The following is a 20,026-nucleotide window of genomic DNA, read 5'->3' as shown; positions in this document are numbered from 1 at the left end:
TTTTACGTGAGACCTAAAACCTTGGTGAGATTAGCTGCATAACTATTTTTGGGGGCTGAAAGTTAATCAGTTCACAGCCCCCTTCTTCTTCAGTCATGTCAAACAAACTTTGCAGCAATATCCCCTTTGCATCCAGCAAATCACAGTTTACTTAAATAAATTAGAGGCCTAAAATGGCTAAAAAACGTCAAAAACCAGACGAAGAGTATCAACAACTCTCATTAAATTTTGATATCCCAGTCAATTTGAACTCAGAGCGATCGGATGATCCAGATGATGACTGGTTGCAAGATGAAGAATTAGGGTCAAACTTTCAAACGTCCGATCGCACGATCGAACCTCAAACTCGCGACTTACTAACCCTCAAACTCTTGCGAGAAGCCATTCAGAGTCAAAATCCAGGCGATCGCGTCATGGCAGATTTCGCAGAATATGTCTTGCCAAATCTGCTGCGAGTTGCGATCGGCGTCACAGCCAAAGGCGGCAAATTTTTTGACGAACTCGATCGCAAACAAGGAAAAGAGAACGTCAGGCGCGATAACGCAGGCGATCAGTCCCTAAATACTCACCTGCTAAATGGATTATTTCCTGCTAATTTAATTGAACAGCGGTTAGAAAAACTCGATACCACCGTGCGGCGATCTGTAGGAGAAAAAGAACGGCGGTTAGTAATTGCTGGATTTATTCTCCACGACTTTGAAAAATTCCCCGATGTCCCCAACGATTGTCGCAAGTTACCGCTAGAAAAGCACCGTCAAATTATTGATGAAAAAGTTCGACAGTTAGGACTAGATCGCTTCATCAATCCCGACGATCCAGATGCTTATCGAGAATACATTGACGATTTGCTCTGCCTTGCTTACAACGCTCAGCGGCGTTGGGATACTAACTGGAACTTTTCCGAATTTGGGTTAAATCCAGTGTTGCGCGATCGCACACTCCGTAGTCTCTCAGACTTGACTTGTTTAGCAGATTCCCTAGCATCTATTATCAAACATCCCCAAGATGCAGAAAATACCAGGCTCAACGAGTTAATCCACAGCCTCAGCGACGGGCAATTAAAATTCACTTATCACAGTATCGCTGAAAACAGAGGCGTACTTACCAACGTCGTCAATAACGCTTTAATGGAAGTGCATACGGCACTAAATACCGACGATTGCACCTACTACGAACCATTGCTGTACCTACCAACAGGTGTAATTTATCTAGCGCGATCGGATGCTCCTGCTATTTCAATTGCAGACTTGCCCGAACGGGTAGTTAGCAAGATCAAACAACTCTGCGCCGGACAATTGCAACGGCGACAAACTGGTTTTGGCAGAGATGGTAAAGGCATGAAATATGCCGATTACTATAACCTATTTTTTGATGCGTCAGAGTTGATGCTAGTTGCTGTTGATGCTACTTTACGCATTCTCAAAATAGGAAAAAACTCTGTTGCCAAAAGTCGCAGCGATAATCTGATAAAATTTCAGCGTCAGGATGTTTTGTCTGCTGATTATAACTTCAAGTTTGACGACGATATTCGGATCGATCAGATTGCTGAACTTGGGGACTTAGTGAGTCGCAAGATTTGGGGAGAACAGGTTAATACCATCGAAGCGGCACGCAAGAAAGACAAAAAACTACCCGCCCTAACTCATCTAGATATTGTCGATGAAATTGCTAAGTTTTGGAACCTATCTGAATATCTGCCAGCCCTGAGAGAAATTCAACGGATTAATGAACGCCTGAAAGAACTTAAACTAAAAGGCAATACAGGCGGCGTTCCTTACGAATGGTACTATTTAGCAGCAAAGTACCTAGAACATCACCCAGGAATTGAGGATGTGCGGGAAGTTTACGAACAGGCGATCGCCCACATTTCCCAAATGATTAAACCCATTCTTTCACAGTACAAATTGCCCGACGGTTGGGACGATTTGCGTTTGTGGGTAACGCGGGTTGTCATGTTACCCGGAAATACACCATTGGACACAGCATCCAGTAACGTATTTTTAGATGAGTTGGAACGCTATCAACTCGCTAAAAAACAGGGTAGAGGAAGACAGTTAATCTGTTCGATTTCCCATTCAGCTTACACGGTAACAGAACAAATGGAATCAGCCGTTTTGTTCACCCCTCAAGTTTACACTAACAAACAAATGTTGGGAGGTTCTAACGCCAAACGCAATATTTCTAGTATTGCAGGTTTGGAAATGATGCTGAGGCAAATTTTAATGAATCAAACTCAAGCTGTGGGCAAAAAATTTGAAGATGGCAAATATCGCTATCTCTATTTTTATCCCACATATTACTTCACCCCAGAGACAAATAAGTTTCTGCAAAAAGCCTACACTAGCATTGCCCAAACCCGCTTTGATACCAGCATTCGCAATCATTTTATCAGCAAGGATTTGCAAGCCGATTTTGGACGCGATCGCTACCAAAGCATTGATGCTTTCCTCATAGATGAAAACATCGAACCAGGAAAAGACCGCACCTTCAAACTTTCCTATCCCGAAGACCAACCCCTAACATTTTACTTCATGGCGCTTCCGCCCGGCCGAGATGCAACTGATACCGAATCCTGGGTAATGCCAACTTGGTTAGCTTTTGCATTTCCCATGATTCTGGATGTCAAAACCGTAGTTTCCGAGTCGCCAATTCCACCATTTAATGACGGTGCAGAATTTGAAGAAAGCGTATTTCTTGACAGTGTACCCCAAGCTTTTAGGGTGTTGACGAAGCGCGATCGCTTCCGTCTCGACTATATCTTAGAAGGATGGGAGGAAAACGGTAAAAAATACCCTGCACCTTTAAATGCTTTAACTGCTGCTTATGCAATTCATTTAGATGTGAATGCTAAGCAGGGAAAATCTGGCTATGATGCCAACTGGGGTAAACTGAGCGAACTCGCCAAGGATTTTGAAACTAGCCTGCTTTATGTTTTTGCTTACTTAAAGAATTGGGTTCGTAAGCAAAAATTAGATGCACCGAGTTTGAGTAAAATCAAACTTTATGCTCACTCATTTTACCCTTGTTTTGACCCCTACGTTACCTATAAACCTGAATCGGAGGACTTAATTGTGGAAGCAGAATCACCCTTGAATCATCCCAAAAAACTTACAGAACTTTATCGCAAGTTCTACCGGGCTAAATCGACTCCCGGAAAACCGACCAAATCAAATGCAATTCTCAAGCCAATTGATGAAGCAGCAGATGTAATTCTCAAAGCATATAAGGAGGAAGGATTTAATCTAGTCCAAACTGTAGCTGCTAAAATCTTTAAACTGATGGAGCGAGTGCATAACTCTACCGCTGAGGGACGTTGGGTGATTGCTAAACGGGATGAGGAACGCGAGGCAATTATGGACTTTGCCAATTACTTTGTTGTTGAAGTATTTGAAAAGTCTTTTGCAGGCGATCGCGCTCGTTTAGCTGGTCGTCAACTCAACCTCATTCGAGATACTTGCGAGTTCCTTTATCGCCTTGAAGGCGATAAGAAATATCGCGCAAGGAAAGAGCAAGCGAGTGAGAATGATCTTGAAGATTCTGATTCTGACAATGATGACTAACTAGCTTTTCAATTGACCAAACTTAATTTACAAAACCTAACTGGAGACAAACAATGACTTTTCTAAAGAATCTTGACCAAACCAAATGCTTCCAAAATGAAATTCCCTACAAGCCAATGGGAAAATATATCCATTTTTTGACTATTCGTGTCACTGAATCCTATCCCTTATTTCAAACAGACCAAGAACTTAATAAGGCGAGAGTGAGAGCAGGAAGAAAACGCGAAAATAGCGCTCCGATCAGCCGTCTGACGATGTTCAAACGCAAACAATCTACACCTGAACGCTTAGTTGGTCGGGAATTGCTTCGTAATTATGGATTTATGACCGCACAAGAATGCGAGTATAACGTCCGATTCGCAATGGATAACCCCGACTGCATTATCTATGGCTTTGCTATTGGTGATTCTGGATCGGAAAAATCTAAGGTGGTGGTTGATACTGCATACTCAATCACACCCTTTGATGATTCTCATGAAACATTTACGCTGAATGCTCCTTATGAAAATGGCACAATGGCAGCGAAGGGAGAGATGAAAGAATTACCAAAAGGCAAAGATAAGGGTAAGTTAGATGGAGAAATTGGTACAACTACAGCCCGAATTAATCAACAAGATCATATTCGACCACAGGTTTTCTTTCCTAGCATTATCACTCTCAAAGATGCAACTGAGGCAGGCTTTCTATATGTTTTGAATAACATCCTGCGTACCAGTCGTTACGGTGCACAAACCACTCGTACAGGCACGATGCGTAATGAATTAATTGGTGTTGTTTTTGCTGATGGCGAAATCACCAGTAACCTCCGTTGGACTCAGGCAATTTATGACCTGTTTCCTGATGAAGTGCTGCAATCTCTTGACCCGTTAGATGAAGATGATGTGATGGATAACGCTGAGACAGCAATTCAATCTCTTTTGGATGACGAACCCATTGTAAAAACTGCTTTTATCGGTGAAAAATTTGATCCTATTCTTAAAGAAGTTAAGGCTTTGACGAGTAATGAGACAACGCTTAAAGCAATTTTAAAGAAAGCTGATGATGAGGCTAAAGCTTACGCGAAGAAGCATATCAAGGGTAAAGCAGGAGCTACAACAGCAGCGGAGTAAAAACCATGACTTTAATTTACCGCTGTCAAATCGAGTTGCATGATAGCCTTTATTTTGCAACTCGCGAGATAGGGAGACTTTACGAAACAGAGCCTGTAATTCACAATTACGCGCTTTGTTACGCCCTCGGTTTGGTGGATAGCGAAGTCTATGCCACCACCGTTTCTGAAGAAGATTCCTATCGCTATTTCTGTCCCGAACAAATCCCTAAATACGAGCAGCATTTAACGGCACTCAACCAACAGGGGATTTATGTTACTCCAGGGCGATCCCTTTTTCACTCCTCCACTCTCAACACTTGGAAATACGCCAACAACAACTATCACGTTGAGATGGAGAAAACCCAGAAAAATATCCCCAGTTTTGGCAGAACCAAAGAAATTGCTCCTGAAAGCAAATTTGAGTTTTTCATCATCTCAGAGAAGCCTCTGAAACTGGCTAAATGGATTCGTTTGGGAAAGTGGATGAGCAAAGCTGAATTAAAGACTGATGAAATTACAAAATTCGAGCGCAAAAATGGTGACTTCATTTTTCCCTATTTGCTTAATCCCTTAGATGTGATGTTTTCGCATCAAGTGATGAGCTACGATGTGGTGAATATGCCCCCAGTAAGTTTGATTCAAAATATCAAAATTCGTGGGCAATATTACAAGCTTGAAGAAATCAAAATAGGCGAGAAATATTACAAGCTTGAAAATATCCAAATTCCAGCTTGTATGGAATACCGCTTTCGGGCTAACTAACTCTTAGGTTCGTAGTAAGGACTTTAGTCCTGCTGAGGACTGAAGTCCTCACTACGAACCTATCACACATTAATTTTACTATCCAAATATGCCGCACAGTCTCATCCTCAACATCCTCCCCATCGCCCCAATTCCCCCCGGATACCTCACCGGAAGACACCTGCACGCCCTCTTCCTCACCCTCGTGAGCTCCGTTGACAAACAACTGGGCGATCGCCTTCACGATGCCACAGCCGACAAATCCTTCACCCTCAGCCCTTTGCAAACTAAAAAATGCCCTTTCAAAAAACACCATTCCCTCCAATGGGAACACACAGAACCAATTCCAGAACACTCTCTCTGTTGGTGGCGAATTAGTCTGCTGGATGACACTTTATTCGGTAAATTAACTCACCTTTGGCTGAATCTCAATCCCTCGAAGCCGTGGCACCTTGGCCCGGCGGATTTGATGATTACGAAGATTCTCGGAACACCTCAAGTAGACCAACCTTGGGCTAATGCTTGTACTTATTCTCAACTTTACGAACAAGCTTCAGAAACTAATCGCTTAATTGCCTTCAGTTTTGCGACTCCTACTACTTTTCGACAGGGGAAGTTCGATTCGGTGATTCCGACTAGGGACTGCGTTTTTAACAGTCTCCTCAGTCGGTGGAATAAGTACAGCGGGATTGAGATTCCCGATTTGTCTTTGGATGCACTTTTTTCGACATTTGTCAATATCAAAACTGAAAGATTGACTAACTATGAAAGCAATTTTGTGGGCATGGTTGGGGAGGTTAGTTATCGGATTTTGGGTGATGTGGAGCCTTTGGTGATTAAGCAAATTAATGCTTTGGCGGATTTTGCTCTTTACTGCGGGGTTGGGAGGAAAACTCCGATGGGGATGGGGATGACTCGACGGATTGTTGTTAATAAGAGTTGAACCGATTTTGAGGGCGGGCAAGATGCCGGATGTCCAGGGCGGGCAAGATGCCCACCCCACAATAATACTAAACTCTTGTGGAACAGGCATCTTGCCTGTTGCTAATTATGGTGCCCACCCCACAATAATACTAAACTCTTGTGGAACAGGCATCTTGCCTGTTGCTAATTATGGATGTCCAGGGCGGGCAAGATGCCCACCCCACAATAACACTAAACTCTTGTGGAACAGGCATCTTGCCTGTTGCTAATTCCCAATTTTGAGGGCGGGCAAGATGCCCACCCCACAATAACACTAAACTCTTGTGGAACAGGCATCTTGCCTGTTGCTAATTTCAATTACTAATCTCCTACAAACTATCAAAATTATGAACGATTTTGATTACATTTCGATCGCACTTTTGAACCAATACTCTTACTGTCCCCACCGCTGCTGGCGGATGTCTTGCGCGGGAGAATTCACGGATAACCAGTATACCATCGAAGGGACGAGTTTGCACGATCGCGTTCACACTCTCAGTCAAATCAACCGCGATGAGACTTGGCAGGTGCGGGCGATTTGGCTGAAGTCTGAAAGGTATATGCTGATTGGGAAATCCGATTTGATTGAATCAACGGATGGTGAGTTGTATCCCGTTGAGTACAAGCGGGGGCGCAAGGGCGAATGGGATAACGATGAGTTGCAGGTTTGCGCGCAAGCTTTGTGCTTGGAGGAGATGACGGGGAAAAGTATTGCGACTGGATATGTGTATTACGCGCAGTCGCATCAGCGGCAGTTAGTGGAGATTTCTGAGGGGTTGAGACAGGAGACGATCGCCACTATCAACGCTATCCAAATTTTACTGCAAACTGGCAAAATTCCTCCAGCGCACTATAGCAAACGCTGTCAGGGTTGCAGCCTTTATCAGCAATGTTTGCCGCAAGCTGCTGAAAAAGTCCTGCGCTATCAAGAAGCTAATTAAACCTCATTTTTGGGAGTCTATCATGGGAACACTTTATATCAATCAAGATGATGTGTTTATCGGCAAAACAGATGAACGGCTGAATGTCAAGGCAAAGAATCAAATATTACAGGATGTGCCTTTGATTCATTTAGATGGAGTGGTGATTGTGGGACGGGCGACTATTTCCCCGGCTGCGGTTGCAGAATTGCTTCAGCGGAAAATTCCTCTGACTTTTATCACCGATACTGGTCACTATTTGGGTAAGCTGGAACCGGAATTAAGTAAAAACATTTTCGTTCGGAATGCTCAGTGGAAAGCGGCGGGGGAAACTCCGCAAGCTATTCATGTTGTCCAGGGTTTTATTCGGGGAAAATTGAAGAACTATCGCACCAGTTTATCTCAAACTCAGCGGGAACATTCGGAACTAAATTTAAGTTCGGCAATTACTCAGATTTCAAATGCGATCGCCAAACTTGACAAAACTGACAACATTAATTCTTTGCGCGGCCATGAAGGTGCTGGGAGTGCGGCGTATTTTGGAGTTTTCAACCAATTAATTCGGGCGGAAGGCTTTGTGTTTAAACCCCGACACCGCCCTGCTACCGATCCGGTGAATTCTTTGATGAATTTTGCTTACACGTTGCTACGTCACGATGTCCAAAGCGCGATTAATATTGTGGGATTTGACCCTTATTTAGGATACCTTCATACGCAGCGCTACGGCCGCGTGGGTTTAGCGTTTGATTTGATGGAAGAGTTCCGCCCGTTGGTGGCTGACAGTGTAATTCTCAACGCGATTAACCGCCGGATTCTGACGCCGAATGATTTTACTGTGGAACCGCTGAGTAATGTGATGCGACTGTCGGAAACGGGACGGAAAGAGTTTTTGAGGTTGTATGAAAAGAAAAAGCAGTCTGAGTTTAAGCATCCGGTTTTGAAACGCAAGTGCACTTATCGAGAGGCTTTTGAGATTCAGGGGCGGCTGTTGGCGAAATATTTGATGGGCGAGATTGACAAATATCCACCTTTAGTTTTGTACTAGATATGCACATTCTGATTTCTTACGATATTTCGGAAGACAAGCGCCGGACAAAGATTCACAAAATGCTGAAGTCTTATGGGCAGTGGATGCAGTACAGTGTATTCGAGTGTGCCGATCTGACTGAGACTCAGTATGCTAAATTGCGATCGCGCCTGAACAAAGTCATCAAACCAAACGAAGACAGTATTTTGTTTTTTCCGCTGTGCGCCTGCTGTCAAGGTAAGATTGAACGTATTGGTGGGGTCGTTCCTGCCGATCGAACAATATTTTTTGCCTAGTTTCCGTGAACGGGTAGGTGTTAAAATAGGGGTATCAAATTTTTCGGCTGAAACTGATGTGCAGCAAGAGTTTGATGCCCCTAGTCTCAAAAAACGATTCACGGAAAATCTGAAAGCTTTACAGGATAACGTTTTTGGAGTGAGTATGAAAAATTGGGGATTGACAAGCCTAGGGCTGAAATGGTACTTTTGTTTTAGATTCACGGAACTGCACCTTGAAAACCAAATACACCAAGGCTTCTGGAGCGGGCGGCCGGAAAATACCTAAAACCCTATCAGGGATTGAAACGACGATGTTGACGATAATAATTTACAAGTTTACAGCCGGAAAATACCTAAAACCCTATCAGGGATTGAAACCGATGCTAACCAATCTCTACGAAAAGCTAGACAATTTATCGCCGGAAAATACCTAAAACCCTATCAGGGATTGAAACGTTCCACAAAGTATTTTCGAGTCCACCCCGTTATGCGCCGGAAAATACCTAAAACCCTATCAGGGATTGAAACCTTCGAGCTATTATTAGCGATCCAATGCAGAAACTGCGCCGGAAAATACCTAAAACCCTATCAGGGATTGAAACGTGGTTTGCCCGCCCGCAGGTGCTTGCCAGTCGAGTGCCGAGCCGGAAAATACCTAAAACCCTATCAGGGATTGAAACCGCCTCTGAGCCGGAACCTGAAACCATCAGTCCAGAGGAGCCGGAAAATACCTAAAACCCTATCAGGGATTGAAACGGGGATACGACAGGAGCGGGGGCACTGCTGTAATGGGCGCCGGAAAATACCTAAAACCCTATCAGGGATTGAAACGATTTGAAAAATACCGTCAACTTCTGTATTACCTCTTGCCGGAAAATACCTAAAACCCTATCAGGGATTGAAACACTTCCCAGAGTTGCCAGTCCGATCGCCACTTTGGCCGGAAAATACCTAAAACCCTATCAGGGATTGAAACTGCGGGAAGAGGTAATTGGGGGACTTACGTTAGATGCGCCGGAAAATACCTAAAACCCTATCAGGGATTGAAACTGAAGCGGAGATTGCAGAGATGAAAGCCAGAGCGCCGGAAAATACCTAAAACCCTATCAGGGATTGAAACCTGACTCAAAACTTTCTGACCAAGATATGTCCCCCGCAAGCCGGAAAATACCTAAAACCCTATCAGGGATTGAAACTTTCCCAGTACGGCAATGTGCTTTAAGTAGCGGCCCTCCGCCGGAAAATACCTAAAACCCTATCAGGGATTGAAACCCGCCAGCGCCGCCGTAGACAAAGTTCATTCCATAAGAGCCGGAAAATACCTAAAACCCTATCAGGGATTGAAACACTAATGTTTGGTTGTCCTTGCGAAAAATTGACAGCGCCGGAAAATACCTAAAACCCTATCAGGGATTGAAACTATCCATGAAGTAGAGGCACAGCCAATATATTGAGCCGGAAAATACCTAAAACCCTATCAGGGATTGAAACTTGGGTGTGGTGCCGGTGGAGGGCCAGTACAGTTTCGCCGGAAAATACCTAAAACCCTATCAGGGATTGAAACATTCCAAGATGCTTCGACATTTCGATCGCTACATCTGCCGGAAAATACCTAAAACCCTATCAGGGATTGAAACAACATGGAAAGCCATTGACATCAAGCGACCGAGCGCCGGAAAATACCTAAAACCCTATCAGGGATTGAAACGCGGCTTGAGCGTCGGGCTTGCTGCTGCCACTCCTTCTTATCGCCGGAAAATACCTAAAACCCTATCAGGGATTGAAACAACGAGGAAGTCACGGTAGCGACCATTGTTATCAAGCGCCGGAAAATACCTAAAACCCTATCAGGGATTGAAACATTTCTGCCACTTTAATAATATCAGTGCGATTGCCGGAAAATACCTAAAACCCTATCAGGGATTGAAACTTTTCGATTTGAATCAAATACAAAAGGTAAGAAAATCCAGCCGGAAAATACCTAAAACCCTATCAGGGATTGAAACTTTGCAAAATGGTTGAAAGCTTTACCTACTGGCTATTTAACGCCGGAAAATACCTAAAACCCTATCAGGGATTGAAACGGATCAGCACCCGCTTGCGATCGAAATGTCAGCACCGCCGGAAAATACCTAAAACCCTATCAGGGATTGAAACTCCAGTTTTTCTAATTTTAAGATAATTATAGACAACAAATCGAGCCGGAAAATACCTAAAACCCTATCAGGGATTGAAACATACGTTGTGGCGGAAGACTTAAATGTTCCGAGATCGCAGCCGGAAAATACCTAAAACCCTATCAGGGATTGAAACTGGCCTTTGTGGATGAGGGGCATATTCTCAGGCTCAATGAGCCGGAAAATACCTAAAACCCTATCAGGGATTGAAACGGAAGGTCGAGGAGCCGCGCAAAATCAATCGAATGCCGGAAAATACCTAAAACCCTATCAGGGATTGAAACTCTTCCCATAGATTGTGCAAGGTAACGCAGAAATTCTCACAGCCGGAAAATACCTAAAACCCTATCAGGGATTGAAACTCGCTGATGGAATCAATGTATGCCATGCAGCGAGCCGGAAAATACCTAAAACCCTATCAGGGATTGAAACGATGTTTAGGGCGGGTAGTAAAAAGTATCGGCCCTGAGCCGGAAAATACCTATTTCCCCATCTAGGGCTTGAAACGCCCAAATTACAAAATTATTGGCTCAAAAATAGACTTCTCCACTCTCCTTTTATCCCCTCCCATAACCTCAAGCAGCCGATCGACCGATCGCCCCCAACTAAAATTATCAGCCACAAAACCCGGGCCCGCAACCCGAGCTCTCGCCCCAATTTCAGGCTGCTCGATCGCCCGCTGCATCAAATCAGTCAAATGTTCCCACTCAGGAGCTAACATAAATAAGGTTTCTCCCTCAATTACCACAGCCGTAAATTTACTCTCGATTCGCAGCGCAAAGTCCGATCGAGTAAAATCATCAGTCGGGCCACCCTCGGTACAAATTACGGGTAAACCGCAAGCCACAGCTTCCAACACCGGCAGATTAAAACCTTCCGCCAAATAAGCAGAAACATAAACATCTGCTGCTTGGTAAATCTCCGCTATTTGAGCAAAAGATAGCTGGCTCCCAGTATAAATTAATCTCGGTAAAACCCTCGCTCTTTCAGCATCGTTGAGCACAACTCGGCAGGCTTCAGCAATCTCGTCTCTAGACGGATAAAGCAATTCTGAACCTTTCAAAACTAATCTCGCATCTGGATATTTGTCAACTACCGCCGCGAAGGCTTTTAATAAAGGACGAATCCCTTTGCGATCGGTTTGTCCTCCGATGTTTAAAAATATAAAATAGTTTGACCAACCGAAGCTTTCGCGCAGCAATTGACGCCGATCGCCCGAAACAGGATAATAAATTTGAGGATCGACTCCCAAAGGTACAACGGCAATTCGATCGCCCTCAACTCCGCTACGAATTAAGCCCGCTTTTGACCACGCCGAAGGTGTAATAATTTTTACTTCTGAATTAACCGGGGTTTGGGCGATCGACCTTACGCCGATCGCCTGCAACACTGTACTGGTAATAATCCCCCATTCTGTGGCTGCAAATACCCAAGTTTCGGTGCTGCTGGATGCTGCAAAGTCCCAGGGGCAGTGCATTCGCAGCGTCACGTCGGCTGACTGATTTTCCCGAGGGTTCGGAATGCTGCGGAGTAATCTGTCATTCGGGCGATCGAACAAACTAACTTTCGTCTCCCAAGCTGCGTCTACGTAGGGCATATCCCGGTGAAAAAGCTCAATTTGTCCTGGAGGGCGATGGCTTACGCCCCGGCTTACGCCTACGAGCATTTCTAATAGTTGAAATTGATTGAATACGCAATAGGAATGACAAATAAAACGCCAGCATTCAACAATAATTTGCAATTCAAAACTCCGATCTAAGAATTTAAAATTCTAGCAGAAGAAAGTTCGGCTAACGAGCAATGTACGGGATGTAATATCATATCAATTCCGGCTGCACCGGAATAATATAGAGGAGACGGCAGTGCCGTGTCCCTACAATTGATCGTAGGGACACGGCACTGCCGTCTCCTCCGTCTCCTCCATTTAGATCATTCCGATGCAAACGGATTTAATATTACCCAAAATCAGGAAACGGCACTGCCGTTTCCCTACAATTAATCGTGGTAGGGAAACGGCATTGCCGTCTCCTCCTCGCCCGAGGATAATCGATCATTTTGGAGTAGGGAAACGGCATTGCCGTCTCCTCCGTTACTTGGGACACCCAATGCCCAATGTCCAATGCCCAATGCCCAATTCCCTACTTCATCACTTGCCAATCCATAATCCGCCATTGTCCCTCTTGGCGGATCAAGTCGTAGCGAATGCGGAGGTTTTCGTTGCGGGAAGTAACTAACTGTTCGCGATCGAAGGTTTCGGCTTTTTCGCTGACTTGGGCTTCTACTTCGGCGCGATCGGGATTAGTCGGATTTGTCTTAACTCCTTTAACTTCTAGCTTGTGCACGTAACGCTGGTGGGCGTTGTTTTTCTGTTGGGCATCTGCCATCAATTGCCAGCGAGACAAAGCCGGTTCTGTGAGAACTTTCTGTAATTCTTCGACAGCGTGATTGGGGCCCAAAGCCGCTGCTTTCGCCGACAGCCAGTCTTGAACTATTTGTTTGGCTCCTTCTTCCGTCATTGCTCCCGACACTGGGGCGGGGGCGGGGGCGCCAGGCTCTGGGGCAGGGGCTAGTGCGGGGATTTCTATGGGCGGTGCATCGAGGCTGACGCGGGCTTGTTCTCCTTGGAGAGATGGGCCTGAGAGGGCTTGCAAGGCACTCAAAAACAGACTGAGTATTAACCACAGAATTAACAGGCTCAGGACGGCTGCGACGACAAGCAGAGCCAGCTTGTTTGGTGGCAGGGACTTGACTTGGGCCCCAATTTGGGCTGCTAGGGTGCGCGCCCGATCGGCAAAAGAACCTGTTAACCCCTGGCCGATCGCTCCGCTGCGCCGGCTCGAACTCGGGTTCCTGCGCGGTTTGGAGGTCGAGGCCGCAGGCCGTCCCGCCGTAGCTGTCGGGAGAGAGACGGCCGCCGCAGCCCCAATTCCTGCCGCCGTTGCCTGGTATTTCGGCGCTGAAGCTGCGCTGGATCTGTCAGTCGGTACGGGGGTCAAGGTGAGACTACTGGCTGCCTGTTTGGCTGCGGGAGGCTGTGGAGGTGCAGGCGGGCGATCGCCGGGTGGTTGCAGTTTCCCCTGAGGTTTGCCCGATCTCGGTTGCACGACGACCCATTCGTTGGCGGTTTCGGCATCCGAGGGCAAAGCTTCTAGGTAAGCTTGGACTTTCGGATCGGCAAAATAATCTTTCAAAGAGACTGACTGGTTTGCCAAGTCGCGGAAGTGAGGAAACACTTCTTCTTGCAGCCAGTGTTCGGCGTACAAGCAGAGTCCTGGCAACAAATCGGGAGAATCTTGGGAATGTTCGCGAATGAACGCGAGGGGTTCTTTTTCCGAACTGAGTTCGAGAGATCTGCTGGCTTCTTCTGTCTGGCCCAGCAGCAGCGAACACACAGCTTTTTCGAGGTGAACGTCTTGGCGGCGGCCGAGCTGCATCAGCATCAGCTTGGCGCGGCGGATCATCGAAGGCTGTCTGGCGGCAAATCCTTGGGCTAACAGAGTGTAGACCGAGAGGTAAGTGGCCACTGCGGAGGGGCGGCCGGCTTCAGCTTCAAATAGGGTCTGCTGCTCGCTACTGGTTAGGTGTTTGCGGAGTTGCTGGACGAAGCGGAGGAAGTCTTCTATTCCTAAACCCGATCGATCGTCCCCCGAGCCATCGATGCCGCCCCGTTCCTCCAGCATTTCTCGCAGGATTTGCAGTCCCTGGCGGCGCTCGGAGACTTTTTCTTCGGGGAGCGATAGTAATTCTAAAATGTTGTACGGACGGAGTTTGTATATATCGGTTTGCATTTCACCCCTCACGCTTGGAAATAAGCTTTCGCGCAGCAGCAGTTCTTGACCTGCGTCTAGTGATTTTGCCGCATTTTGGTATTGACCTTGCTGCCACTGTTCGCGGCCGAGTTCTAGGCAGGCCAGGGCTACGGTTAAAACGATATCGGGCCGCACGAGCTGCGGGTCGCCGAAGCGGCCTTCGTCGATCGCGATGCTGCCATTGTTGAGATACGGGCGCCCCAGCTTCTGTACGAGTTCGTATTCCCCCAGTTCTTGCAGTACGAGCAGGGCTCCTACGAATTGGTTGTCATCGATTTCAATACTTGGAGTGTGGGGGTCAGGAGCAGCGTCTAAAGCCTTAGACTCTGCCGCAACGGTTTCTCCTGCATCTTGCAGGACTGTGGCCGGCCCAGTAGAGGTTTTCGACCTCTGCTTGGCCGCCATGGCTGCTTCCGACTCTCGATCGTAAGTTTTGGCTAAAAAACTGACATCATAAGCTTTGCGCCCGTCTGAGTCTGACAGAACGGCGCAGGCTTCATCGATCAGTTGTTTGCGGGCGACGATCGCAACTTCGGAATACTCCCGGCGTGGAAGCTGTAAAGTTCGATCGCGGTGAGCCTGCTGCAACTGTTCGGCAGTAGCTTGAATCGGTAGACCCAAAATACGGTAGTAATCTAGTGGAATGAGCACTGTCCACTTCCCCAAAGCGCTAGCAACTGAATTAGCCTATCTTAGGTGATGCTCTCACATCAAATCTCAAAAATATGATTTTGATGTGAGCTTCTGAGTCCTGTTAAGGATATCGAGAACTTCCTTCAAGGTACTCCGACTGTTTCCCTCTACGGCGTTTTAGAGTGAGGTTCGCATCCTGCCCCACTTTGAACAAGACCGATCTTAAGTTTTAGACACAACCGCAGCGGGTCGATGTGGCAGTTGGCTCTCCCTATTTTGGCAAATTTCCCATACTAAGCTCATTTTAACAATGCTTGTAACTGCTGCTGGGAAAATGTTCGCCCATTTTATGCTGCGGTTGTGTCCTCTGTCGGTTTACATTTAGATGTTTAGGCAGCCGATCGGGTATTAATTTTTTATGGAACGGACTCTACCAGTTTTTGACGCACAAAGCGTAACTATTTCTCGGGATGAGGGCTTGATGCTCTACGAGGATATGGTTTTGGGGCGCTTTTTTGAGGACAAGTGTGCTGAGATGTACTACCGGGGCAAAATGTTTGGTTTTGTCCACTTGTACAACGGCCAAGAAGCCGTGTCTACTGGGGTGATTCGATCGATGCGCCGCGATAGTACGGATTACGTCAGCAGCACCTACCGCGATCACGTTCACGCTTTGAGTGCGGGCGTACCGGCGCGGGAAGTAATGGCGGAGTTGTTCGGAAAGGAAACCGGTTGCTCGAAGGGCCGCGGCGGTTCGATGCATATGTTTTCGGCAGAACACCGGCTGTTGGGAGGCTATGCTTTTGTGGCTGAGGGGATTCCTGTAGCTACGGGGGCGGCTTTTCAATCGAAGTACCGGCGCGAAGCTTTGGGAGATGAAAGTTCCGATGGCGTGACTGCTTGTTTTTTTGGCGATGGTGCGGCAAATAACGGGCAGTTTTTCGAGTGTTTGAACATGGCGGCTTTGTGGAAATTGCCGATTCTTTATGTTGTGGAAAACAACAAATGGGCGATCGGCATGGCCCACGAGCGAGCTACTTCTGACCCGATGATTTTCAAGAAAGCTCATGCTTTTGGCATGGCTGGAGTTGAGGTTGACGGGATGGATGTTTTGGCGGTGCGGGAAGTCGCGAAGGAAGCTGTAGCGCGGGCGCGGGCCGGCGAAGGGCCGACTGTGATCGAGGCTTTGACTTATCGTTTTCGCGGACATTCTTTGGCAGATCCTGACGAATTGCGCTCTAAGGAAGAGAAGGAATATTGGTTCCCGCGCGATCCGATTAAGAAGTTGGCTGCTGATTTGATCGATCGCACTTTGGCCACTGCTGAGGAATTAAAGGCGATCGAGAAAAAGATTGAAGCAGTCATCGATGATGCGGTAGATTTTGCTGAGAAAAGCCCCGAACCCGATCCGAGCGAATTGTATCGGTATATCTATGCTGAAGATGAATAGTCTTTAGACATATTTAGCCGAATGTTGTTGCAGCCTACAGGTTAAACCTGGAGCATCCCATTTTTGCAAATATACTCGTAGGGGCGAAGCATTTCGGCAGTAAATCTCTGGTTATTACTAATAAATTGTCTGCCGAAATGCTTCGCCCTTACAAAATTGAGATGTACCCTTAAAACCTGTGGCTGCACAAATTTCAAGCTAGAATCAAAGGTAGACTTTGTAGACGAATAGAGAGGCTATTTTTATGATAAATTGCGATCGAATTCAAATCAGCAAAAATATGGGCGCAGTTCGAGTCAAAGTCAAGCTAACGAACGCCATTGATGAAGAGTTAGTCAAGAGAGGATTGCTCAATCCCAATTTGTTGCGCGTGTACGAAGCAGAAGCACTGATAGATACTGGTGCTGTACGCACAGCAATTCCCCTAGAAGTCTGCGAACACCTCGGCTTAAGAATTCGGAGTCAAGAAATAGCAAAATATGCTGATGGCCGACAAGAAACTGTGGGATTAACCGGGCCTATTCTGATTGAAATGGAAGGGCGCGAGACAATTGAGGCAGCAATGGTTTTAGGGGATAGCGTGCTAATCGGTCAAACTGTGTTAGAAACATTAGATTTGCTGGTAGATTGCAAGAATCAGCGTCTAGTTCCCAATCCTGAAAATCCCGAAAGACCTGTATTGAGAGTTTAAGACTAAATCCAGAGGACACGGCAGTGCCGTGTCCCTACAATTAATCGGGGTAGGGAAACGGCACTGCCGTGTCCTGATTGTGGGTAATTATTAATTCCGATGTACCGGATTTGATATAACTCGATAATTAATTCGTGTATCCGTATCAAAATCCCCGTCGTGCTTTGCTTCGGCTATATTTCCAGCGGCACCTGGCGCAACCTGCCTGCTACTTCTACACTCGGCAAATTCGCATCGAATGTCAAATTTTCCAACTTTCCATCGCTGGAAATTACAAACGTATCCTCAATTTTTGCTCCAGACAAACTCGGATTCCAAGCCACAGCCGTATTCTCTGTTAAAATATCTGAAGTAGCCGGATTCGCCACAATTTCCCGCGCCAAATATCCAGTAGTTCCGCCTTGATGGTGTTCCCGAATTGCTTGAGGATATCCGTGCTGTTCGTAAGCTTGTTTCAGCGTATCATAAACCGCATTCATAGATACTCCCGGGCGGCACGAATCTAAGCCAGCGGCTTCAATTTCTCTAACTTGTCGGTGCAATTCTGAATGCTGTTTTTCTAGAGAACCAAAACAGACAAATCGAGTTAAATTTGCATACAAACCGTTTCCCCTAGCGCAGAATACTAACATGGCTTGCTTCCCAATTTGTTCGGCGGTGGCGGTGGCGTGGCGGTATAGCGGCAAACGCCTTTCTCCAGCCACTAATGTCAGGGCTGGATGCAAGCCTCTCGCCCACAATGCCTCTGCACCTGCTCCCGCTAGCTGATATTCTGTCCATGTCGGTTTTGCCGCCGAAAGTACCTCTGTCATCGCTTCGCTGGCTAAACGTCCGACTCGGCGATACCGCTCTAATTCGCTTGACATCATTGTCTGTTTGCGAGACTGTAAAGATGCGGCGATCGTAGTTTCGTTATGATGAATTGGTCGATCGCACATCACGTTACCGCCACCAGTAATTTCTTTGACAAAAGCTTCGCGCTGTGCAACATCTGCCCAAGGATAGATGTGCTTTTGAAAGTTGTCGGGCAATTCTTCATCTTGCAAGCGTTGAGCTTCGATTTCATCTGTCAGCACAAAAGCGTTTTCGGCGGTAATTAATATTTCTGCAACTCCGGTTTCTGCTGTCAGCAATACTGTATTGGAACCGCCAGCGGTGGCCCAAGCAAACCAGTCGGTGCCGCGCAAGCGCAGGGATCTCGCTTTTGTTTCTGTTAAGGTTTTGCGGATGAATTCGAGTTTGCGATCGACTTCTGCGTTTAATGAGTTTATCATAAAGCAATTGATGTGGAGTTAATTCTTCAATCTTTCAATCTTTCAATCTTTCAATCTTTCAATCTTTCAATCTAAAATCCAAAATCTAAAATAGATTGACAGATACGGCTTGCAATTCTTTGGCTTTTTCTTCGGGTAATGCGTCGTTGGCAAACATTCCGGCGGCGAGTTCGGTTCCTGCTAGATATTTTAGCCGATCGCTCGATCGATAGGGCGGATAAAATTCAGCGTGCAAATGCGCCTCTGGATGCGGATTCCCGTCTGTCGGCCCTTGAAACCAAGCCATCAAATAAGGGAATTGGCGCTGCCACAAACCGTCGTATTTAAGGGTGACTGTTTTTAAGGCTTTAGCGAGGGATTGACGCTGTTTTTCCGTCAAATCGATAAATGTAGCAGCGGGAGTTATCGGCGCAATCCAAACTTCGTAAGGGTAGCGGGCGCAAGCGGGCACAAAGGCGATCGCCTCTTCATCCAAATAAAGAATTCGCTGCTGATCTGCAATCTCTTTTTGAATCAAATCTTGCAGCAAACCGGAACTGTTTTTTTGATAGTAAACTGATTGACATTCTAACATCCGCGCCGGCACTGGGGGCACGAAGGGATAAGCGTAAATTTGACCGTGGGGATGGTGCAAAGTCACTCCAACTTCGACGCCGCGATTTTCAAAAGGCAAGACGTATTGAATTTCTGGATTGCTGCCGATAACTGAAGTGCGATCGGCCCATACTTCTAACAGCAATTCTAAGTGACTTAACTCCAAAGAACCGAGGGAAGCCTGCGGATCTTGAGTAAAAACAACGACTTCGCAAATGCCCTTAGCTGGCAGAGTTTCGACAATACTTGCAGGTGCGTTGTTCGCCTGAAAAGTCATCGAGGGAAAGCGGTTGTCAAAAACAGCTACATCGTAATCTCCAGGTGGCAATTCTGTCGGGAATTTGGGATTAATTGTCGCAGCCAGCGGGTTGTATTCCGGCGGCGGCATGAAAGTTCTTCCCTGACGGTGGCTGGCGTATGCTACCCATTCCCCCCGCAAAGGATGCCAGCGAAAGTGCGGGTTTGCCTGTACGGGTTCATTGCTGGGACTTACGGCCGCGATACCTTCTGGGATTGGGTAGCGGCTGTAGAGTGTCAGGGGGCGGCCGTCTGGTTTTAGCAATATTTGGGAGTGCATTTTTGTTGGGGCGGGCGTTTTTAATAGATGTTAGGAGTATAACTTCGTGCTGGGAGAATTCGCCCCTATCTAAAGTCGCAATTTTTGTTGAGACTCGGCGGTTGAAACCGCGTCTACACAAACAAAGTCCGCCTTCGCGGACTGAAGAATAAAGGGGGTATTTAAGTATGATTTGGTATGATGCGTGCGATCGCACTTTTAAATATATAGAAAGGCTTAATTCTGGCAAACTTCGACCTTGG

At 46.5% G+C, this 20,026-nt stretch carries 14 protein-coding genes and 1 CRISPR repeat array; of the genes, 9 read left to right on the top strand and 5 right to left on the bottom strand.

The window, feature by feature from the left end:
• Positions 1-173: 173 nt before the first annotated feature.
• From cas10d to cas2, 7 genes are all read left to right on the top strand, one after another.
• Complete coding sequence (cas10d, locus tag JGK36_RS17130) at positions 174-3,560, top strand: type I-D CRISPR-associated protein Cas10d/Csc3 (RefSeq protein ID WP_293182293.1); 3,387 nt, start codon at positions 174-176, stop codon at positions 3,558-3,560.
• Between the two features lie 53 nt (positions 3,561-3,613).
• On the top strand, positions 3,614-4,669 hold the full coding sequence (gene cas7d / locus JGK36_RS17125) for a type I-D CRISPR-associated protein Cas7/Csc2 (RefSeq protein WP_293182291.1): 1,056 nt from the start codon (positions 3,614-3,616) through the stop codon (positions 4,667-4,669).
• Between the two features lie 5 nt (positions 4,670-4,674).
• A complete protein-coding gene (gene cas5d / locus JGK36_RS17120) occupies positions 4,675-5,412 on the top strand; it encodes a type I-D CRISPR-associated protein Cas5/Csc1 (protein WP_293182289.1) in 738 nt (245 codons plus the stop codon).
• A gap of 88 nt (positions 5,413-5,500) precedes the next feature.
• Positions 5,501-6,334 (top strand): CRISPR-associated endoribonuclease Cas6, encoded by an 834-nt coding sequence (gene cas6, locus JGK36_RS17115; protein WP_293182287.1) that lies wholly within the window; start codon positions 5,501-5,503, stop codon positions 6,332-6,334.
• Between the two features lie 367 nt (positions 6,335-6,701).
• Entirely contained in the window at positions 6,702-7,295 is a 594-nt protein-coding gene (gene cas4 / locus JGK36_RS17110; protein WP_293182285.1) for a CRISPR-associated protein Cas4, read from the top strand.
• A gap of 22 nt (positions 7,296-7,317) precedes the next feature.
• Positions 7,318-8,319 carry a type I-D CRISPR-associated endonuclease Cas1d gene (gene cas1d, locus JGK36_RS17105; RefSeq protein ID WP_293197654.1) on the top strand — a complete coding sequence of 334 codons (1,002 nt, stop codon included), beginning with the start codon at positions 7,318-7,320 and terminating at the stop codon, positions 8,317-8,319.
• 2 nt (positions 8,320-8,321) lie between these two features.
• Positions 8,322-8,597 (top strand): CRISPR-associated endonuclease Cas2, encoded by a 276-nt coding sequence (cas2, locus tag JGK36_RS17100; protein ID WP_293197652.1) that lies wholly within the window; start codon positions 8,322-8,324, stop codon positions 8,595-8,597.
• 252 nt (positions 8,598-8,849) lie between these two features.
• A CRISPR array of direct repeats spans positions 8,850-11,262; the repeat unit is 37 nt; unit sequence GCCGGAAAATACCTAAAACCCTATCAGGGATTGAAAC.
• Positions 11,263-11,270: 8 nt separating this feature from the next.
• Here cas2 and JGK36_RS17095 read toward each other — a convergent pair.
• The 3 genes from JGK36_RS17095 to JGK36_RS17085 all read right to left on the bottom strand — a co-directional run bounded on the left by JGK36_RS17095 (position 11,271) and on the right by JGK36_RS17085 (position 15,216).
• A complete protein-coding gene (locus tag JGK36_RS17095; RefSeq protein ID WP_293182279.1) occupies positions 11,271-12,422 on the bottom strand; it encodes a glycosyltransferase family 4 protein in 1,152 nt (383 codons plus the stop codon).
• 329 nt (positions 12,423-12,751) lie between these two features.
• Positions 12,752-12,928 carry a hypothetical protein gene (locus JGK36_RS17090; protein WP_293182277.1) on the bottom strand — a complete coding sequence of 59 codons (177 nt, stop codon included), beginning with the start codon at positions 12,926-12,928 and terminating at the stop codon, positions 12,752-12,754.
• Complete coding sequence (locus JGK36_RS17085) at positions 12,895-15,216, bottom strand: IMS domain-containing protein (protein WP_293182275.1); 2,322 nt, start codon at positions 15,214-15,216, stop codon at positions 12,895-12,897. Before JGK36_RS17085 ends, JGK36_RS17090 begins: the two co-directional genes overlap by 34 nt.
• Before the next feature lie 400 nt (positions 15,217-15,616).
• Between JGK36_RS17085 and pdhA the strand changes: the two genes are divergently transcribed.
• Entirely contained in the window at positions 15,617-16,648 is a 1,032-nt protein-coding gene (pdhA, locus tag JGK36_RS17080) for a pyruvate dehydrogenase (acetyl-transferring) E1 component subunit alpha (RefSeq protein ID WP_293182273.1), read from the top strand.
• Between the two features lie 244 nt (positions 16,649-16,892).
• Complete coding sequence (locus tag JGK36_RS17075; RefSeq protein ID WP_293197650.1) at positions 16,893-17,339, top strand: clan AA aspartic protease; 447 nt, start codon at positions 16,893-16,895, stop codon at positions 17,337-17,339.
• 173 nt (positions 17,340-17,512) lie between these two features.
• On the opposite strand, the gene JGK36_RS17070 is transcribed toward JGK36_RS17075, so the two are convergent.
• Together JGK36_RS17070 and galT are read right to left on the bottom strand one after the other, a co-directional pair.
• Positions 17,513-18,613, bottom strand: coding sequence for a M24 family metallopeptidase (locus tag JGK36_RS17070; RefSeq protein WP_293197648.1), 1,101 nt, complete (start codon positions 18,611-18,613; stop codon positions 17,513-17,515).
• Positions 18,614-18,698: 85 nt separating this feature from the next.
• Positions 18,699-19,784: a galactose-1-phosphate uridylyltransferase gene (gene galT / locus JGK36_RS17065; protein ID WP_293197647.1), complete on the bottom strand. Its 1,086-nt coding sequence runs from the start codon at positions 19,782-19,784 to the stop codon at positions 18,699-18,701.
• Positions 19,785-20,026: the final 242 nt, after the last annotated feature.

The sequence above is a fragment of the Microcoleus sp. PH2017_35_SFW_U_B genome (assembly GCF_020737865.1).
Lineage (GTDB): Bacteria > Cyanobacteriota > Cyanobacteriia > Cyanobacteriales > Microcoleaceae > Microcoleus.
Note: the sequence above shows the minus strand (reverse complement) of the source record. Positions and strands in the feature narration are given on the sequence as shown.

Coding starts and splice junctions, on each gene's coding strand:
- cas10d (WP_293182293.1), top strand. CDS start 174: ATGGCTAAAAAACGTCAAAAACCAGACGAAGAGTATCAACAACTCTCA.
- cas7d (WP_293182291.1), top strand. CDS start 3,614: ATGACTTTTCTAAAGAATCTTGACCAAACCAAATGCTTCCAAAATGAA.
- cas5d (WP_293182289.1), top strand. CDS start 4,675: ATGACTTTAATTTACCGCTGTCAAATCGAGTTGCATGATAGCCTTTAT.
- cas6 (WP_293182287.1), top strand. CDS start 5,501: ATGCCGCACAGTCTCATCCTCAACATCCTCCCCATCGCCCCAATTCCC.
- cas4 (WP_293182285.1), top strand. CDS start 6,702: ATGAACGATTTTGATTACATTTCGATCGCACTTTTGAACCAATACTCT.
- cas1d (WP_293197654.1), top strand. CDS start 7,318: ATGGGAACACTTTATATCAATCAAGATGATGTGTTTATCGGCAAAACA.
- cas2 (WP_293197652.1), top strand. CDS start 8,322: ATGCACATTCTGATTTCTTACGATATTTCGGAAGACAAGCGCCGGACA.
- JGK36_RS17095 (WP_293182279.1), bottom strand. CDS start 12,422: ATGCTCGTAGGCGTAAGCCGGGGCGTAAGCCATCGCCCTCCAGGACAA.
- JGK36_RS17090 (WP_293182277.1), bottom strand. CDS start 12,928: ATGGCGGATTATGGATTGGCAAGTGATGAAGTAGGGAATTGGGCATTG.
- pdhA (WP_293182273.1), top strand. CDS start 15,617: ATGGAACGGACTCTACCAGTTTTTGACGCACAAAGCGTAACTATTTCT.
- JGK36_RS17075 (WP_293197650.1), top strand. CDS start 16,893: ATGATAAATTGCGATCGAATTCAAATCAGCAAAAATATGGGCGCAGTT.
- JGK36_RS17070 (WP_293197648.1), bottom strand. CDS start 18,613: ATGATAAACTCATTAAACGCAGAAGTCGATCGCAAACTCGAATTCATC.
- galT (WP_293197647.1), bottom strand. CDS start 19,784: ATGCACTCCCAAATATTGCTAAAACCAGACGGCCGCCCCCTGACACTC.